The following is a 15587-nucleotide window of genomic DNA, read 5'->3' on the forward strand; positions in this document are numbered from 1 at the left end:
GTCAGAGGCCGAATCGGTCCTTCACCCGGCCCGAAAGGATCGCCGCCTTGACGCCAAGCGGCCAGAAGCGATGGAACCGGATTGGCTTCAGCCCCGATAACGGCATCGGGAAGGGCGTGGTCGCGTCGTCGCGAAGGCGATTTGCCAGCGCATTGCCCATCGCAGAGGCCATGGCGACGCCACGGCCATTGTAACCAAGGCAAATCAGGATGCCGTCCTCCGGCTCGTGAACGTGCAGGAGATGATCCTTGGTGATGGCGATCCGGCCGTTCCAGCCATGTGTCCACGCGGTTCCAGCAAGCACCGGCCAGAGTCGTAGCGCATAGTCGGTAAGGTAGCGGATGGCGGAAGCATCGCCGATGGGTCTCATCGGTCCCCGGCCGCCCATGAGAAGCCGGTTTTGCGCATCGACGCGGTAATAGACGGTGATATTGCCGGCTTCGTAAACGACGGGCCTTTGAGGGAGGATTGCGGCCGCGACCGTTGGTGACAGCGGTTCGGTCGCCGCGATGGCGCTGAACACCGGAACGAGCGACTGCTCCAGGCCCGGCCACAGGTCGCCGGTATAGCCGTTGGTCGCGACAAGGACCTTCTCGGCGCTGACAGAGCCGTCTGCCGTCTTGAGGACCCAGCGTCCGGCCTGCCTGTTCAGCGAGAGGACTTCGCTGCCGCCGAATATCCGCGCGCCGGCCTTCCGCGCGGCGGCAGCCAGGCCGAGCGTGTATTTCAAGGGATGAAGGTCGCCGCCGCGGGCATCGAACATGCCGGATATGTATCTGTCGGTGCCGGTTCGCGCCACCATCGCCTTTGCGTCGAGCAAGCCGACCGGCATCCCCCGCCGCTTGCATTGCGTTGCCGTGGCCCGCACCGCGGCTGCCGGCTTCGGCCGGATGGCCGCGCGTATCGTACCGTTTTGCCGGGCCTCGCAATCGATCGACAGGCGCTTGATGAGGCCGAAGGTGAAATCCGGCGCACCGTAGGAGAAGTCGATCATCCGCTGCCCGAGATCGGGGCCGAACATCGCCTCGATCGTGTCGGGATCGTATTTGAGACCGGGATTGACCTGGCCGCCATTTCTGCCCGACGCCCCCCAGCCCGGCTGATGGGCCTCGAGCACGCAGACGTCGTCGCCGGCTTCCGCCAGGTGCAAGGCGGTGGAAAGGCCTGTGAAGCCACCGCCGACGATGGCGACCCTTGCCCTGTGCGCCCCGGAAAGGGCAGGGTAATTGGCTGTGCCGCCGGCCGTATCGCGATAGAGGCTCCTGGGCGGGCTGCTTGCGGGCATGGACGAGGCTCTTACGTCAAGGCGGCTGGCTTGAGATATCTGGCTTTCAATTGCCCGATATCTTGCGCGCGTGGCAGACCCAGACTTTGGTGTCGGGTGCGCCAGGCAATTCTGCGTGGCGTCGGGAAATCACAACAATTGCGACAGGGCGGCCATGAAGTGGTCATTCTCCGACGGCGAGCCGATGCTGACGCGCACATAAGTGTCGAAGCCTGCCTGTTTCCATGGCTTGACGATGACGCCGTTCCGCAGCAGGCCTTCGACGAAGGTGGAGGCATCTTGCCGGCAGTCGAAGAACAGGAAATTGCCTCGGGACGGGGCGACTTCGAGGCCCTTGCCCGCCAGGAAACGCTCGACGCGTGCCCGCTCCGTCCTGGCCAGCGCGACGACCTTGGCAAGGTGCTCCTCATCGGCGAGCGCCGCAAGCGCCGCCGCCTGCGCGACGCCATTGGCGTTGAAAGGCGTGCGCACCCTGTCGAGCAACGCGCGCAATTGCGGGTCGCCGACAATGCCGAAGCCGATCCGCAGCCCTGCCAGTCCGAACGCCTTGGAAAATGTCCGCAGCACGATCCAGGGTTGATCGCGTTTGCTCAGACAGGGCAGGGACGAAACATAGTCGTCTCCCTCGGCATATTCGGCATAGGCTTCATCCACGACGATCAGCGTCTCGTCGCTGACAGCGTCCAGGAGCCTCGACAGATCGCCGCCGGAGAGCCAACTGCCGGCCGGGTTCATCGGATTCGAGAACAGCAGCATGCGCGGCCGTTCGCGCACTGCCTCGATCAGCGCGTCGAGATTGATGCTAAGATCGCCGTTGACGGTTACACGGTTGACGCTTGCACCCATCAGCGTCGCATAGTCCTCGTGCAGCGGGAACGATGGATAGAGCGTGACGACGACGTCGCCGGGCCGCAGGACGGCACGGCTGATGACGGAGAGGAGGTCTTCCGAGCCGTTGCCGAGGATGACCTGGTCCTCGCCCGCCGCATGTCTGGTGGCGATGGCCTGCCGCAGTTCGCGCCCGGCCGGATCCGGATAGAGCCGGAACATTTCGGAGCCGCCCTGGATCATCTTGGCCAGGGTCGGGCTCGGGCCGATCGGGTTTTCATTCGAGCCCAGTTTGGCGATCCTGGCCGGGGCGTATCGCAGCATGACCTCGGCGATGGTCAGCCCGGAATTGTAAGGCGACAGGCGCGTGACTTCGGTGCGGACCATGTCTGAAGCGTTGGACATGTCTGGTCTCCTCCATCGCCGGCCGATTATTGTCGCCAGACAAACCTCGAACAATCGCTGCCCGTGGCATCTCGTATTAAAGAGCCAACTATGTGGTCGCGCGTGCGGCGGACGACGTCACCACTATCGCACTCGAGGCTGTTTGTATATGCTTGTATATGTAAGTCGATCTGATAGTCTCCGTGCCACGCAACCGGAGCGGCCAAGGAGGATCACATGCGCAACGCTGCTCTTTTCGACCTCTCTGGCAGGAAGGCGCTGGTCACCGGTGCCAGCCGCGGCATTGGCCGCAGCATCGCCGAGGCGCTGAGCGCCGCCGGCGCCGACATCGCGGTCACGGCGCGTAGCGTGGACTCGCTTGATGAGACAGCGGCGGCCATTCGCGCGGGCGGCGGGGTTGCGCACGCCATTGCCCTTGACGTGACCGATGTCGGCCAGTGCCGCGCGGCTGTTGCCGAGGCAGCCCGCCTGCTTGGCGGCCTCGACATTCTCGTCAACAATGCCGGGGTGGAAGAGGTCCGGCCATCGCTCGATGTCGACGAGGCGCTGTGGGACCGGATCGTCGACACCAATCTCAAGGGGGCGTTCTTCTGTGCCCAGGCGGCGGCGCGGCAGATGCGGGATGCTGGCCGGCCCGGCGCCATCATCAACCTCTGTTCGCTGACGTCAGAAGTCGGCATTCCAACGGCGGTGCCGTATGGCTCTTCCAAGTCGGGTCTGCTCGGCATGACACGGGCTCTCGCGGCGGAGTGGGCGCAGCTTGGCATCAGGGTCAACGCCATTGCCCCGGGCTATTTCAGGACGGCGATGACGGAGGTGTTTTACGGCAATGAGGCATGGCGGCAATCCATGCTCGCCAAGATTCCGCAGCACCGTTTCGGCGATCTGCGCGATCTGCACGGCATCGCCGTGTTCCTTGCCTCCGATGCCGCCGCCTACATAACCGGCCAGTCCATTCCGGTGGACGGCGGGTTCCTTGCCTCGGTCTGACGTAGATCGTCGATGTTTCGAATTGAATGTCGTCTTCCGCAGATGTGACCGGTCGGCACATTGCGCTCTGAACTGAAGGAAAAATCCATGTCCGACATCAGCTTCCACGATCTGTCATCCCTTGATGCCACTCGGCGGGCCGGGCTGCTGAAACGCGCCGAGGGCGATCTGTCGGTCTTCATCGAAAAGGTTCGCCCGATCATCCAGGCGGTCAGGGACGAGGGTGACGCCGCCCTGATCCGCTTCGCCAGGGACCTCGACAAGGCCAATGTGGCCGAAGGCGGACTGAAGGTGTCGGAAGCGGAATTCGACGCGGCATTCGACAAGGTCGAGAAGGATGTCGTCGAGAGCATCAGGTTCGGCATCGACAACATCCGGCATTTTCATGAAGAGCAGAAGCCGGAAACCATGTGGCTCAAGGAGGTCCGCCCGGGCGCCTATGCCGGCGACAGGTACACGCCGATCGCATCAGTTGCGCTCTACGTGCCGCGCGGCAAGGGCGCCTTTCCGTCGGTGACGATGATGACGTCGGTTCCAGCCGTCATCGCCGGCGTGCCGCAGATTGCCATCGTGACGCCACCAACCCCGGATGGTTCCGTGGACGCGGCCACACTGGTCGCCGCTCGCCTTGCCGGCGTCGAGACCGTGTACAAATGCGGCGGCGCCCAGGCCGTCGCCGCGGTCGCCTACGGCACCGAAACGGTGAAGCCGGCACTCAAGATCGTCGGCCCGGGCAGCCCCTGGGTGGTGGCAGCCAAGAGCGTTCTGTCCTCGATCATCAACACGGGTCTGCCGGCCGGACCGTCGGAAGCCATCATCTTTGCCGACGACAGCGTCGATGGAGGCCTTGCCGCGCTCGATTTGCTGATCGAGGCCGAGCACGGGCCGGATTCCTCCGCCTATCTGGTGACGCACAGCCGCAAGGTTGCCGAGGTCGCCCTGGCCGCTATCCCGCAGCACTGGTCGCGCATGACCGAGCAGCGTGTGGAATTCTCGCGCGCGGTGCTGACGGGAGAGCGCGGCGGCATCGTGCTGACCGGGTCGCTGGAAGAGTCTTACCGCTTCATCAACGACTATGCGCCCGAACATCTCGAGATACTCTCGAAGGAGCCGTTCGCGCATCTCGGCCACATCACCGAGGCGGCGGAAATCCTGATGGGTCCGCACACGCCGGTGACCCTTGCCAATTTCGTCCTCGGGCCGAATGCGGTGCTGCCGACCAGCCGCTGGGCGCGCACCTATGGGCCGCTCTCGGTGACGGATTTCGTCAAGCGCTCGTCGGTTGGCTATGTGACCTCGGCCGCCTATCCGGAACTGGCGCTGCATGCCCGCCGGCTCGCCCGCTACGAGGGCTTCAGCTCGCATGAAAACGCGGTTTCGGAGATCCGCGACCGCTATCTCGCCGGCTGAGGGGGGCCATCGCGATGAAGGCGGCGCGACTTTATGGACCGGGGGATCTGCGCGTCGAGGATGTCGCCGCGCCAGGTATCCCGGATGCCGGCTGGGCAAAGCTCAGGATCGATGCCGCCGGAATCTGCGGTTCGGACCTGCACAATTTCCGCACCGGCCAATGGATAAGCCGTTCGCCTTCGACGGCTGGCCACGAACTGACCGGCACGGTGATGGCGCTGGGCGAGGGCGTCGACACAATCGCTGTCGGCGACAGAGTCGTCGCCGATTCCCGTTTCTGGTGCGGGGATTGCGCGCAATGCCGTGCCGGCAAGCGGCATCTCTGCGCTGCGCTGGGCTTCGTCGGCGAAATATGCGACGGCGGTTTCGCCGAACAGGCGGTGTTGCCCGCACGTTTGCTCCATGTCATCGACGCCGGCCTTGACGAACGGGTCGCCGCCATGGCCGAACCCCTCGCGGTCGCGCTGCACGCGGTGCGGCGTCTGCCGAAAACGGTCGGTTCGGTGCTTGTCGTCGGCTGTGGGCCGATCGGTGGTCTTGCCGCGTTGCTGCTCTCCCGAACCTTCGCCGGAACCGTGCTTGTCGCCGACCGCAACCAGGCACGTTGTGCCCGCGTGGCGCGGGTAACGAGCGCCACGATCGTCGATCTCGACCGCGATGCCATTGCCGCAGCCATCGCCAATGCCCCGCTGCTGGCGGCCGTCGAGGCGACGGGCAGCATCGCTGCGTTCAACCAGTTGCTCGGCGTTCTCGATCCAGGTGGCGCGGTGGCGATGGTCGGGATATTTCATGGCCGCCTCGACATCGACCCCAATCTTCTGGTCGAGCGCGAGATTGCATTGCTGGGATGTCACGCCTTCGCCGACGAATTGCCCGACGCTGTCCGCATGCTGGGTGAACTCAGCGAGCCGCTTCTGGCCTTGGTCGACCGCGAGATAGGCCTGGACGATATTCCAGCCGCCTATGAGCGGCTGTTGGCCGGGAAGAGCGATGGCTTGAAAACAATCATCCGCATGCGGCAACCTGCCGGAAAGGATTTTTGAAATGATCGATTTGCCCGATACGGCGAGCCCCCTTTACGAGAAGGTGAAGGACTACATCCTGACCAACATCGGAACGGGCAAATGGGGCAAGGACCGCAAGCTGCCGTCCGAGAACGAGCTGGTGGTTTCGCTGGGTGTGTCACGGATGACGGTTCACCGGGCCTTGCGGGAACTGACCGCCGCGGGATTCCTGATCCGGCTGCAAGGCGTCGGAACATTCATCGCGCCACCCCGGCCGCAATCGACTCTGATCGAGATCAACAACATCGCCGCCGAGATCGTCGAGCGCGGCAACAGGCATCGCTCCGAAGTCCTGGTCCTCGAAACCATCGTGCCGACGAAGGAACTCGCGCTGTCGTTCGAGTTTGCGAAGCGCACCTCGATCTATCACTCCGTCGTCGTCAATTTCGAGAACGACCTGCCGGTGCAACTGGAAGAGCGCTTCGTCAATCCGGGCCTGATCCCCGACTATGACAAGCAGGATTTCACCAGGACGGCGACCTATGACTACCTGATGCAGAAGACCCCGGTCACCGAGGTCGAGCATATCATCTCCGCCGTCCCGGCCGACAGGGAGACGGCGCAGCATCTGGGCATCGATGTCGGCAGTTGCTGCCTTCTCCTGCATCGCCGGACATGGACTGGGGCGGTCGTGGCCACGATCAGCAAGCTGACCTATGCCGGCAGCCGCTACTCGCTAGGCAGCCGCTACTCGCCTTCCAGGGCAAGCTGACTTCGACGAACCAATGCAAGCCGAGGCTTCGTTCAAATGTATATACATGTATCGATAAGAGTGCTTCGGCTGGTGGACGCACGGGCTTGCGGAGTCTGGGGATGACGGCGACACCGAGCCGCACGGCCCGGATACGGGCTCTCGCGCAGCATGATGTCGCCGAAGCGCAACGCGCGCTATCGGCGTTGCTGGGGGACCTGTTCGGGATGAACCCCGGCAACGTCCGCATCAATGTCGACAAATACAGCCTCAACTCCCTGAATGGCTTCTTTGACAGTGACGGCCAACCGTATTTCTTCAAATTCCATCAGGAAGAACGGGAAGAGGCGATGGCCGGCGAGTATTACCGGGCCGAAATCCTGTCGCGCGCCGGCTTGCCGGTCGACCAGCCCGTGCATATGTCCGCCCAGCCCGGCGAGCAGATCCTTGTCTATAGCCGCCGCGTGGATCCTCGATTTTCGGATGTGCTGTTCGCGCTGGACACCAAGGACGATGCCGGCAGGCGCCGCGAGGCGGTTCTTGCCGAGCGTGACCTGTCCGCCAGGCTGCTCGATGTCTATCTCGAAACGCTGCATCCGGTGACCGTCGCGCAGGTGTCGGCCGAGCCGATCCACCGGTTGTTTCATGAGCGGCTGATCGACGCCGATACGCGTTTGTCGCCAGGTGGCCGCCTGGCCGATTTCTACGTCGGCAAGTCGTTTGTCTTTCCCGGCGCGGAACTGGATTGGGATCGGTTTTCCCGGCTGAAATTCGTCATCAACGGGCAGCGCTACATCAGCAGCATCGGCGAGCTCTTCGACGCCGCCGCGGAGCGCCTGCGGCCGGACCGGCTTGCCGATGCCGGCGGCGTGGTCGCGCATGGCGACGCCCACAATGCCAATGTCTGGTACGTGGAGACGGCGGGACGGGCGGAACTGTCCTTCTTCGATCCGGCCTTTGCCGGCTCGCACATCCCGACGCTGCTGGCCGAGGTGAAGGCGACGTTCCACAACATCTTCGCCCATCCCTTCTGGCTCTACGATCCGGCCATGGCGACCCAGGCTTTTCAAGCGCGGGCGCGGCTGGATGGCGACTTTCTGTATGTCGACACGGACTGGGATTTGAGCCCGATCCGCCGCGACCTTCTGGAGGTGAAGGCGATGGAGCTGTGGCGGCCCTTGCTGCTGGAACTCAAGCGGCGCGGCATGCTGCCGGCGGATTGGCGAACGGTGCTGCGCTCTGGGCTGTTCCTGTCGCCGACCCTGGTGATGAACCTGCGGGCCGGCGCGCGCAGCCACACGCCGGTCTCGTCTCTCATCGGGTTTTCGGTCGCGGTCATGGTCGGCAGCGAGCCCGATGGCGGAACCGACCGGATGACCGGTTTTCTCGATCGGATCGATCCTGAAAAGCATGAGTAGTCAGGCAGGGGACGCGCCGGATCAACGCAAAATTTGAGTCACTTCAACTTGTATATGCATGTATGTATTTTAGCCTTGACATCCGCTTCCGCTGACGCTGAAATGTGCCAGCACTTCAACCACGAAGTGGCGGGCAAGACGCCGAGGCACAGTGCCGCAAGAGCAGAACCCGCAGTCTCACCAGACCGGATGCCTGGGTAAAAAAGCGGTCTGATCACCAAGGGGAACGAAAGATGACGCTTAACCTAGCAGGACAATTTCGCGCGTTGGTGATGGCCGTTGCCGTCGGGCTCACCGCCGCCCCGACAGCCCATGCCGCCGATGCGGCCATTCCCACGACGCCCGAGGCCGGATCGTTCAAGATCGGCATCGAGCCCTGGCTTGGCTATGGCCAGTGGCACGTTGCCGACGCCAAGGGCCTGTTCAAGACGAACGGTCTGTCGGATGTCCAGATCGTCAATTTCGCCGAGGACAAGGATATCAACGCCGCACTGGCCAGCGGCCAGCTCGACGCCGCCAACATCGCCACCCACACGGCGATGGGCATGGTTGCGGCCGGCCTTCCGGTGAAGATCGTGCTGCTGCTCGATGTCTCCATGACGGCAGACGCCATCGTCGCCGGCAAGGACGTCACCTCCATCGCCGATCTCAAGGGCAAGCAAGTCGCCTTCGAGGAAGGCACGACGAGCGACATCCTACTCAAATACGCGCTCGCCAAGAACGGCATGTCGATCGACGATGTGAAGGCCGTTCCGATGCCGGCGTCCGATGCCGGCGGCGCGCTGATCGCGGGTCAGGTGCCGGTCGCGGTCACCTATGAACCCTATCTCACCGTCGCCATGGCGCAGAACAAGGACGTCAAGCTGTTGTTCACCGCCGGCGAGGATCCCGGCCTGATCAGCGACGTGCTGGTGGTGCGCGACGAAGTGATCAAGTCGCGGCCCGGCCAGGTGCTGGCCATGATCAAGAGCTGGGACGCCGCGCTCAAGGACTACAATGCCGATACATCAGGCGGTCGCGCCATCATCGCCAAGGCGGTCGGTTCCGACGTCAAGGACCTCAACACCGCCTTTGACGGCGTGCGCTACTATTCCCTGGCCGAAAACAAGACGGCGCTCACCGGCGATTTTACCACCAAGACATTCGCCGATGTCGAAGCGGCGGCGAAGAACGCCAAGCTGCTTCAGGCCGATGTGACGCCGGAGCAGATGATCGACCCGTCCTTCGTCAAGGCGGCGGAATGACGAAGGCCGGATCGCGGTGGTAACGCAGATGTCGGGAGAACCCACCGCGAAAACCGATCTGGCCCGTTCCGCAGCGAAGCCAGCCACGAAGAAGGCCACGCGTCGCCGATCCTCCGGGATCGGCGTGCCGATCGCCCGGTCACGTTTCCTGGCGATAGCGGTGGCCGTCTTTGTCGGCCTCGGCCTCGCCTGGTGGGCGGCGACCGGGCTGGAATGGGTAAAACCCATCTTCCTGCCGTCGCCGGGCAGCGTCGCGACCCAGATCGCCAAGCTCGCGGCCGACGGCACCTTGTGGCTGGACCTCCGGGCCTCCATGTACCGCATTTCCATCGGCTTTCTTCTCGCCTCGGCACTGTCCATCCCGATCGGCGTGCTGATCGGCAGTTTCCGCTCCTGGGAGGCTGCGATCGAGCCGCTGGTGGATTTCATCCGCTATATGCCGGTTGTCGCTTTCGTACCGCTCTCCATCCTGTGGGCCGGCACCGGCGATACCCAGAAATTCCTGATCATCTTCATCGGCACCTTCTTCCAGCAGGTGCTGATGATCATGGACAATGTGAAACGGGTCCCCGCCGACTTCATCGGCCTCGGGCGCACGCTCGGCCTGCCGGACCGCAAGATCCTGACGCGCATCGTCGTGCCCAGCGCCTTGCCGGGCATCTGGGACACGCTGCGCATCAGCCTCGGCTGGGCATGGACATGGCTGGTTCTGGCCGAACTCGTCGCGGCGACATCCGGTCTGGGCTATCGCATCACCGTATCGCAGCGCTATTTCCAGACCAACACCATCATCGGCTACATCCTGCTCCTGGGCGTGCTTGGCCTCATCACCGACCAGGTCATGAAGGCATTGGAGAAGGTGCTGTTCCGGCAGGATGGCCACTCGCAATGAGGAACCGCCGATGACTGTTCCCAAATTGCGCATTGCGGGTCTCGACAAGAGCTTCGGCGCCGGCGAGCGGCGCACGGAAGTGCTGCGGGACATCAATCTTGACCTTGCCGACAACGAGTTCGTCTCCCTCGTCGGCACGTCGGGCTGCGGCAAGAGCACGTTGCTGTCGATCGTCGCCGGACTGCAGGATTTTGACGCCGGCGATCTCAGCATCGACGGCGCGCCGATTCTGCAACCGGGTCTCGACCGTGGTGTCGTCTTCCAGTCCTACACGCTGCTTCCCTGGCTGACGGCGCGGCAGAACATCGAGTTTGCCCTCAAGGCCGCCGGCTATGATCGCTCCGCCTGCCGCGAGATCGCGCTCGAGCATCTCGACCTCGTCAAGCTGTCGCAAAGCGCCGATCGCTTCCCGTCCGAACTGTCGGGCGGCATGAAGCAGCGCGTCGCCATCGCGCGCGCGCTCTCCTATCGCCCCAAAATGCTGCTGATGGACGAACCCTTCGGCGCGCTCGATGCCTTGACGCGGCACCAGATGCAGGAACTCCTGACCCAGATCTGGGAAGAGCACAGGCTCACCGTGCTATTCGTCACGCATGACGTCGAGGAGGCCGTCTATCTGTCGGACCGCATCGTCGTCATGGGGATCGGCCCGGGACGCATCATGCAGACCTTCAACGTCGACATCGAGCGCCCGCGCCGCGAAGAGGTGATGGAAACGCCCGCCTTCATGGATTTGCAGCGCGGCGTGCACAAGGCGATCCGCGAGGCGTCAAGACGTCCCGAAATGGCGTAAACCTTCGTTGGTCTCACCGGCGGTCAGGAATTACGGGCCGTGGGGACTGCATATCTCGAGCGTCCATGCGATGGTTCCGCAAAAGTCGCCGGCATACCCACGGTAACTGCCGTAGCCATTGTAATAGCTGTCCATCCAGTTGCTGTTGTCGGTCGAATTCTCGCCGGTCCAACTGCTACCGACCCAACCATAATGGTGTCTGTGTCCGCGGTTCGCGGCGTGCGTGTTGCCATTATGGGCGGTGGTGACGCGGACATAGTGGCGCCTGACAACGGTGGCATCGGCGCCTGTGGCAAACGGGACAACGCTCGTCGCCAACGTCAACACGATGGAACAGAGGAATACACTTGGCTTTTTCATAAGCATGTCTCCTTTTCATTCGAGACATATGGAAAAGAACGCGCGCCTCGCTGCACATGTTCCTTCACGAAATCGGGCTTCACGGTCCCGGGACGGCGTGCAGTCAGCGGCCACATCAGGGGATCTCGCAAATAAGGTCTTCTCGGCAAGGATATGGAGCAATCCGTCCGGTTCGCGCCATGCCAGCACCGGCTCACGTCGCCTTGCCGGCCGCCGCATCCATTCCCATCTCTTCGTCGGAAATGTCGTCGAAGGAAGCGTAGTTCATGTTGTAGAGGCGGGCGTAGAGACCTTTCGTCTTCATGAGCTGCTCATGGTTGCCGCTTTCGACGATCTCGCCATTCTGCAGGACGATGATGCGGTCTGCGCCGCGGATGGTGGCCAGGCGATGCGCGATGACCAGCCCGGTACGCCCTTCGAGCAGTTTGATCAGCGCCTTCTGGATCAGCATCTCGGTGTAGGAATCGATGCTGGCGGTGGCCTCGTCGAGCACAAGGATTTTGGCATCGGCCACCAGCGCGCGCGCAAAACTGATCAGCTGGCGCTGGCCGAGCGAGAGATTGCCGCCGCGCTGCTCGAGTTCGGTGTCGTAGCCGTCGGGCAGGTCTTCGATGAAGTCGTGCGCGCCGACGGCAACTGCTGCGCGCACCACTTCTTCGCGGCTGGCGCCGGTCTTGTGATAGCGGATGTTCTCCAGCACCGTGCCGGAGAACAGGAACGGCTCCTGCAGCACCATGGCCACCTGGTCGCCCAACGAATCCTGCGTCAGGTCGCGCACGTCATGGCCGCCGACCAGGACCTCGCCCGACCAGACATCGTAGAAGCGGTGCACCAGCGCCATCGAGCTCGACTTGCCCGATCCGGTCGGGCCGACAAGCGCGACCGTCTCGCCCGGATTGACGCGGAAGGAGATGTTCTTCAACACCGGCTGATTTTGACGGTAGCCGAAGGTGACGTTCCTGAACTCGACCGAACCATCCATGTCGCGCGACAGCGCGATGGCGCCGTCCTTGTCGCTGACGTCGACGGGCACGTCGAGCACTTCGGAGATGCGCTGGCCCGAAGCCATGGCCCGCTGCATGACGCTGTACTGCATGGTGAGCGAGCGGATCGGATCGAAGAAGCGCTGGATGTAGAACAGGAACGCCACCATCACGCCGATATCGAGGCTGTGCGACAGCACCATCGACCCGCCGACGACGATGACGGTCGCCATGGCGATGCCGGTCAGCGTGTCGACGATCGGCACCATCACCTGTGCATATTTCGCCGACCGCAGATGGGCGTTGAGATTGGCCAGAACCTTTTCGTCGTAAAGGTCGAAATTGACATGCTGGCGCTCCAGGCTCTGCACCGTACGCACGCCGTGGATGCCTTCGGCAAGCGCGCCGTTGGCGATCGAGTTGGTTTCGTGCGCGGCCATGAAGGCGACCTTGGCCCGCGGCAGCCAGAACAGGCGCACGATGAACAGCATCGGCATGGTCGACAGCGTCAGCAGGCCAAGCCGGAAATCGAGCCAGAGCAGGACGGTGACGATGCCGAAAAGAAGCACGATATCGCCTACCGACATGACGGATGTTTCGAGGAACTCCTGCATCGAATTGACGTCGCCCTGCAGGCGCGACATCAGCCTGCCGACCTCGGTCTTGTCCATGAAGCTCAGCGAGACGCGCTGCAGGTGGCTGAACATGGCGCGGCGCAAGTCGGACAGCACGTTCTCCGCCACCTTGCCGACGACGCTTTCCTGTACATGGCTGGCGGCATAGTTGATGAGGATGATCACGGTGAAGGCGGCGATCGCGGAGATCATCACCGAGCGGTCGAGCCTGCCTGGCGCCATGCCGTGATCGATGGCGTAGCGGATGACCAGCGGGATCGCCAGCTGTGTCAGCGTGAACACCAGCACGGCGGCGACCGAGATGAAAATCCGGCCCTGATATGGTCTGACGAAGCTCCAGATGCGCCTGACGATGCGCGGGTCGTAGGCCTTGCCGAAGACCTCTTCCTCATCGCGGTGCGAGCCGACGACCGCCTTGGTCGGGCGTCCGCTTGTGTCTTCCTTCTCGTCGTCGTCCTGCGTCGACATCAGGCGGCTCCCTCGAGCCGATCGTCGTCCGGCCGTAGCTGCAGGTCGTAAAGCGCGCGGTAGCGTCCGCCGAGCGCCAGCAATTCCTCATGCGTGCCGCGTTCCACGATCCGCCCGCCCTCGACGAACAGGATCTGGTCGGCATGCATCAGCGAACTCAGCCGATGCGAGATGATCAGCGTCACGCGATCCCGGGCGAAGCGCTTCATCGCCGCTCGTATACGCTGCTCGGTGCCGGCGTCGACGGCGGCCGTGGAATCGTCGAAGACCAGCACCGATGGCCGCAACATCAGGCTGCGCGCTATGGTCAGGCGCTGCCGCTGGCCGCCGGAAAGCGACGCGCCACGTTCGCCGACGACCGTGGTGTAGCCGGCTGGAAGGCCGATGATATAGTTGTGCAGCTGGGCATACTCGGCGGCCTGGCCGATGCGGGTCTCGCGCGCCCAGGGATTGCCATAGGCGATGTTGTTCTCGATCGAGGTGGTGAACAGGAACGCGTCCTGCTGGACGACGCCGACCGCCTTGCGCAGCGACTGCAGCGTGACCTTGCGGATGTCCTGTCCGTCTATGGTGATCGCGCCCGACGTCACGTCGTAGAAGCGCGGGATCAGATGCGCGATGGTCGACTTGCCGCTGCCCGGCGGGCCGACGATACCGACGGTCTCGCCCGGCCTGGCTTCGAACGAAACGCCCGAAAGCGTCGGACGCTCGCCCGCGCCCTCATAGCGGAAACCGACATTGTCGAAGCGCAGTACGCCGTCGGTGATGACGAGCTCCCTGGCGTCGGGCGCGTCCTTGATGTCGAGTTCGGCATCGAGCAGTTCGAACAGCCGCGTGCCACAGGTCGAGGCGCGCGCGAAGGAGTTGACCATCAGGCCGAGCTGGCGCACCGGCATCTGCAATATGGTCATGAAGGTGAGAAACTGGGCCAGTGTGCCGACGCTGATCTGCCCCGCGATCACCTTCTGGCCGCCGAACCAGAGAACCAGGCCCATGGCGGCCAGGAAGGAAAAGTTCATGGCGCTGGTGTTCGAGACGCGGATGTCGACGCGCTCATTGGCGAGTTCCAGCGCATCCTGCTTGGCGCGGTCGAATTTTGCCAGCTCATGCCGCTGCGCCGCGAAGGCGCGCACGACACGGATGCCGCCGAGATTCTCATCCATCACCCGGCTCAGCACGGACAGCCGCTCCTGCAGCGTCAGCCAGGTGCTGCGCAGCCGGAGTTGCGTCACCGAGGAGCGCCAGGCGACGAACGGCACGAAGCTCAGGCTGAGCAGACCGAGCACGAGATCGGTGCTGATCAACAGATAGGCGCCGACGCCGATCAGCACGCCGAGCAGCACCACGCGCAGGATGCCGGTGGAAAAGAACATGCGCACGCCGTCGAGGTCGAGCAGCCCGAGTGTGATGAGATCGCCGGTATGGACCTTGTCGTGGAAGGAAAAGCTGAGCCGCTGGATCTTCTCGTAGAAGGCGAGCCGCAGCTCATAGCCGGTCTGATGGCCGACGGCCTCGCCATAGTAGTTCTGCGCCATGGTGAAGAGGCCGCGCAGGATGCTGACGGCCAGCAGTGTCAGGGCCGTATTCCAGAGCGCCTGCTCGGCCGCGGTGCCGGCCCCCGCGGCCATCACGCCTTGCGCCTGATCGATGGCGCGCCCAAGGAGGCGCGGAATGAAGAGCTGCAGCGTCGCAGCGATAAAGGTCGAGACGAGGGTGATGGCAACCTGCCAGGGATGGCGCAGCGTCATGCGCACGATGCGCAGCAAGGTGCTGAGGCCCTTGCCCCAGGAGGCTTCCGCCACATGGGCAAATGATTTGCCGCGCCTGGCCGCGCTGGTTGCATCCGTGTGCAAGGAAAATACCCAGACCGATCCGGACATTAGCCCGAACGAATGTAGCAGACTCAATCAGATAGCCGGATTTTACGCGCGTCCGGCTTGCCCGTACAAGGGGCCAATGGCGACATCGCACTGTACCTGAAAGGGGTGCCGCGTGCCTTCTCGGCCATGGCCATCAGGGCCTGATCGGCGGCGCGGTCACCGGCAAGATCGTGTCGCAACTCGCTGCTGGTCTGCCGCCGGTGATCGATCTCACGCCGTTCCGGGCGGATAGGGTCGGAGT

13 protein-coding genes are annotated in these 15587 nt (G+C 63.5%); 8 read left to right on the plus strand and 5 right to left on the minus strand.

Annotation, left to right across the window (positions count from 1 at the left end; all coding sequences use genetic code 11):
- Position 1: 1 nt before the first annotated feature.
- Both EN851_RS17465 and EN851_RS17470 read right to left on the minus strand, forming a co-directional pair.
- Positions 2-1285: an FAD-binding oxidoreductase gene (locus EN851_RS17465; protein WP_135929671.1), complete on the minus strand. Its 1284-nt coding sequence runs from the start codon at positions 1283-1285 to the stop codon at positions 2-4.
- A gap of 129 nt (positions 1286-1414) precedes the next feature.
- Positions 1415-2518 carry a histidinol-phosphate transaminase gene (locus tag EN851_RS17470; protein ID WP_127276147.1) on the minus strand — a complete coding sequence of 368 codons (1104 nt, stop codon included), beginning with the start codon at positions 2516-2518 and terminating at the stop codon, positions 1415-1417.
- Between the two features lie 216 nt (positions 2519-2734).
- On the opposite strand from EN851_RS17470, the gene EN851_RS17475 reads away from it, so the two are divergent.
- The 8 genes from EN851_RS17475 to EN851_RS17510 all read left to right on the plus strand — a co-directional run bounded on the left by EN851_RS17475 (position 2735) and on the right by EN851_RS17510 (position 11020).
- Positions 2735-3508, plus strand: a complete 774-nt coding sequence (locus tag EN851_RS17475) for a glucose 1-dehydrogenase (protein WP_135881737.1) — start codon at positions 2735-2737, stop codon at positions 3506-3508.
- 87 nt (positions 3509-3595) lie between these two features.
- The gene (gene hisD, locus EN851_RS17480; RefSeq protein WP_135881736.1) at positions 3596-4918 is read left to right on the plus strand and encodes a histidinol dehydrogenase; all 1323 of its coding nucleotides are present in this window, start codon (positions 3596-3598) and stop codon (positions 4916-4918) included.
- Between the two features lie 14 nt (positions 4919-4932).
- The gene (locus EN851_RS17485; protein ID WP_127870490.1) at positions 4933-5961 is read left to right on the plus strand and encodes a zinc-binding dehydrogenase; all 1029 of its coding nucleotides are present in this window, start codon (positions 4933-4935) and stop codon (positions 5959-5961) included.
- A 1-nt stretch (position 5962) separates the two neighbouring features.
- A complete protein-coding gene (gene hutC / locus EN851_RS17490; protein ID WP_127276155.1) occupies positions 5963-6694 on the plus strand; it encodes a histidine utilization repressor in 732 nt (243 codons plus the stop codon).
- A gap of 101 nt (positions 6695-6795) precedes the next feature.
- A complete protein-coding gene (locus EN851_RS17495; RefSeq protein WP_135929672.1) occupies positions 6796-8091 on the plus strand; it encodes a hypothetical protein in 1296 nt (431 codons plus the stop codon).
- 233 nt (positions 8092-8324) lie between these two features.
- Positions 8325-9335 carry an ABC transporter substrate-binding protein gene (locus EN851_RS17500; protein WP_127276159.1) on the plus strand — a complete coding sequence of 337 codons (1011 nt, stop codon included), beginning with the start codon at positions 8325-8327 and terminating at the stop codon, positions 9333-9335.
- Between the two features lie 28 nt (positions 9336-9363).
- Positions 9364-10227, plus strand: coding sequence for an ABC transporter permease (locus tag EN851_RS17505; protein ID WP_135929673.1), 864 nt, complete (start codon positions 9364-9366; stop codon positions 10225-10227).
- 10 nt (positions 10228-10237) lie between these two features.
- A complete protein-coding gene (locus EN851_RS17510; protein ID WP_127276163.1) occupies positions 10238-11020 on the plus strand; it encodes an ABC transporter ATP-binding protein in 783 nt (260 codons plus the stop codon).
- Positions 11021-11050: 30 nt separating this feature from the next.
- On the opposite strand, the gene EN851_RS17515 is transcribed toward EN851_RS17510, so the two are convergent.
- From EN851_RS17515 to EN851_RS17525, 3 genes are all read right to left on the minus strand, one after another.
- The gene (locus EN851_RS17515) at positions 11051-11380 is read right to left on the minus strand and encodes a hypothetical protein (RefSeq protein ID WP_127276165.1); all 330 of its coding nucleotides are present in this window, start codon (positions 11378-11380) and stop codon (positions 11051-11053) included.
- 193 nt (positions 11381-11573) lie between these two features.
- Positions 11574-13466 (minus strand): ABC transporter ATP-binding protein, encoded by a 1893-nt coding sequence (locus EN851_RS17520; RefSeq protein ID WP_127276167.1) that lies wholly within the window; start codon positions 13464-13466, stop codon positions 11574-11576.
- Positions 13466-15319 carry an ABC transporter ATP-binding protein gene (locus EN851_RS17525; RefSeq protein ID WP_135865017.1) on the minus strand — a complete coding sequence of 618 codons (1854 nt, stop codon included), beginning with the start codon at positions 15317-15319 and terminating at the stop codon, positions 13466-13468. The genes EN851_RS17520 and EN851_RS17525 overlap by 1 nt, the downstream gene beginning before the upstream one ends.
- Positions 15320-15587: the final 268 nt, after the last annotated feature.

It is taken from the genome of Mesorhizobium sp. M8A.F.Ca.ET.208.01.1.1, from assembly GCF_004791315.1.
Taxonomy (GTDB): Bacteria; Pseudomonadota; Alphaproteobacteria; order Rhizobiales; family Rhizobiaceae; genus Mesorhizobium.

Excerpts from the sequence above, each read along its gene's own strand:
- EN851_RS17465 (WP_135929671.1), bottom strand. The coding sequence starts at position 1,285 with ATGCCCGCAAGCAGCCCGCCCAGGAGCCTCTATCGCGATACGGCCGGC.
- EN851_RS17470 (WP_127276147.1), bottom strand. The coding sequence starts at position 2,518 with ATGTCCAACGCTTCAGACATGGTCCGCACCGAAGTCACGCGCCTGTCG.
- EN851_RS17475 (WP_135881737.1), top strand. The coding sequence starts at position 2,735 with ATGCGCAACGCTGCTCTTTTCGACCTCTCTGGCAGGAAGGCGCTGGTC.
- hisD (WP_135881736.1), top strand. The coding sequence starts at position 3,596 with ATGTCCGACATCAGCTTCCACGATCTGTCATCCCTTGATGCCACTCGG.
- EN851_RS17485 (WP_127870490.1), top strand. The coding sequence starts at position 4,933 with ATGAAGGCGGCGCGACTTTATGGACCGGGGGATCTGCGCGTCGAGGAT.
- hutC (WP_127276155.1), top strand. The coding sequence starts at position 5,963 with ATGATCGATTTGCCCGATACGGCGAGCCCCCTTTACGAGAAGGTGAAG.
- EN851_RS17495 (WP_135929672.1), top strand. The coding sequence starts at position 6,796 with ATGACGGCGACACCGAGCCGCACGGCCCGGATACGGGCTCTCGCGCAG.
- EN851_RS17500 (WP_127276159.1), top strand. The coding sequence starts at position 8,325 with ATGACGCTTAACCTAGCAGGACAATTTCGCGCGTTGGTGATGGCCGTT.
- EN851_RS17505 (WP_135929673.1), top strand. The coding sequence starts at position 9,364 with ATGTCGGGAGAACCCACCGCGAAAACCGATCTGGCCCGTTCCGCAGCG.
- EN851_RS17510 (WP_127276163.1), top strand. The coding sequence starts at position 10,238 with ATGACTGTTCCCAAATTGCGCATTGCGGGTCTCGACAAGAGCTTCGGC.
- EN851_RS17515 (WP_127276165.1), bottom strand. The coding sequence starts at position 11,380 with ATGAAAAAGCCAAGTGTATTCCTCTGTTCCATCGTGTTGACGTTGGCG.
- EN851_RS17520 (WP_127276167.1), bottom strand. The coding sequence starts at position 13,466 with ATGTCGACGCAGGACGACGACGAGAAGGAAGACACAAGCGGACGCCCG.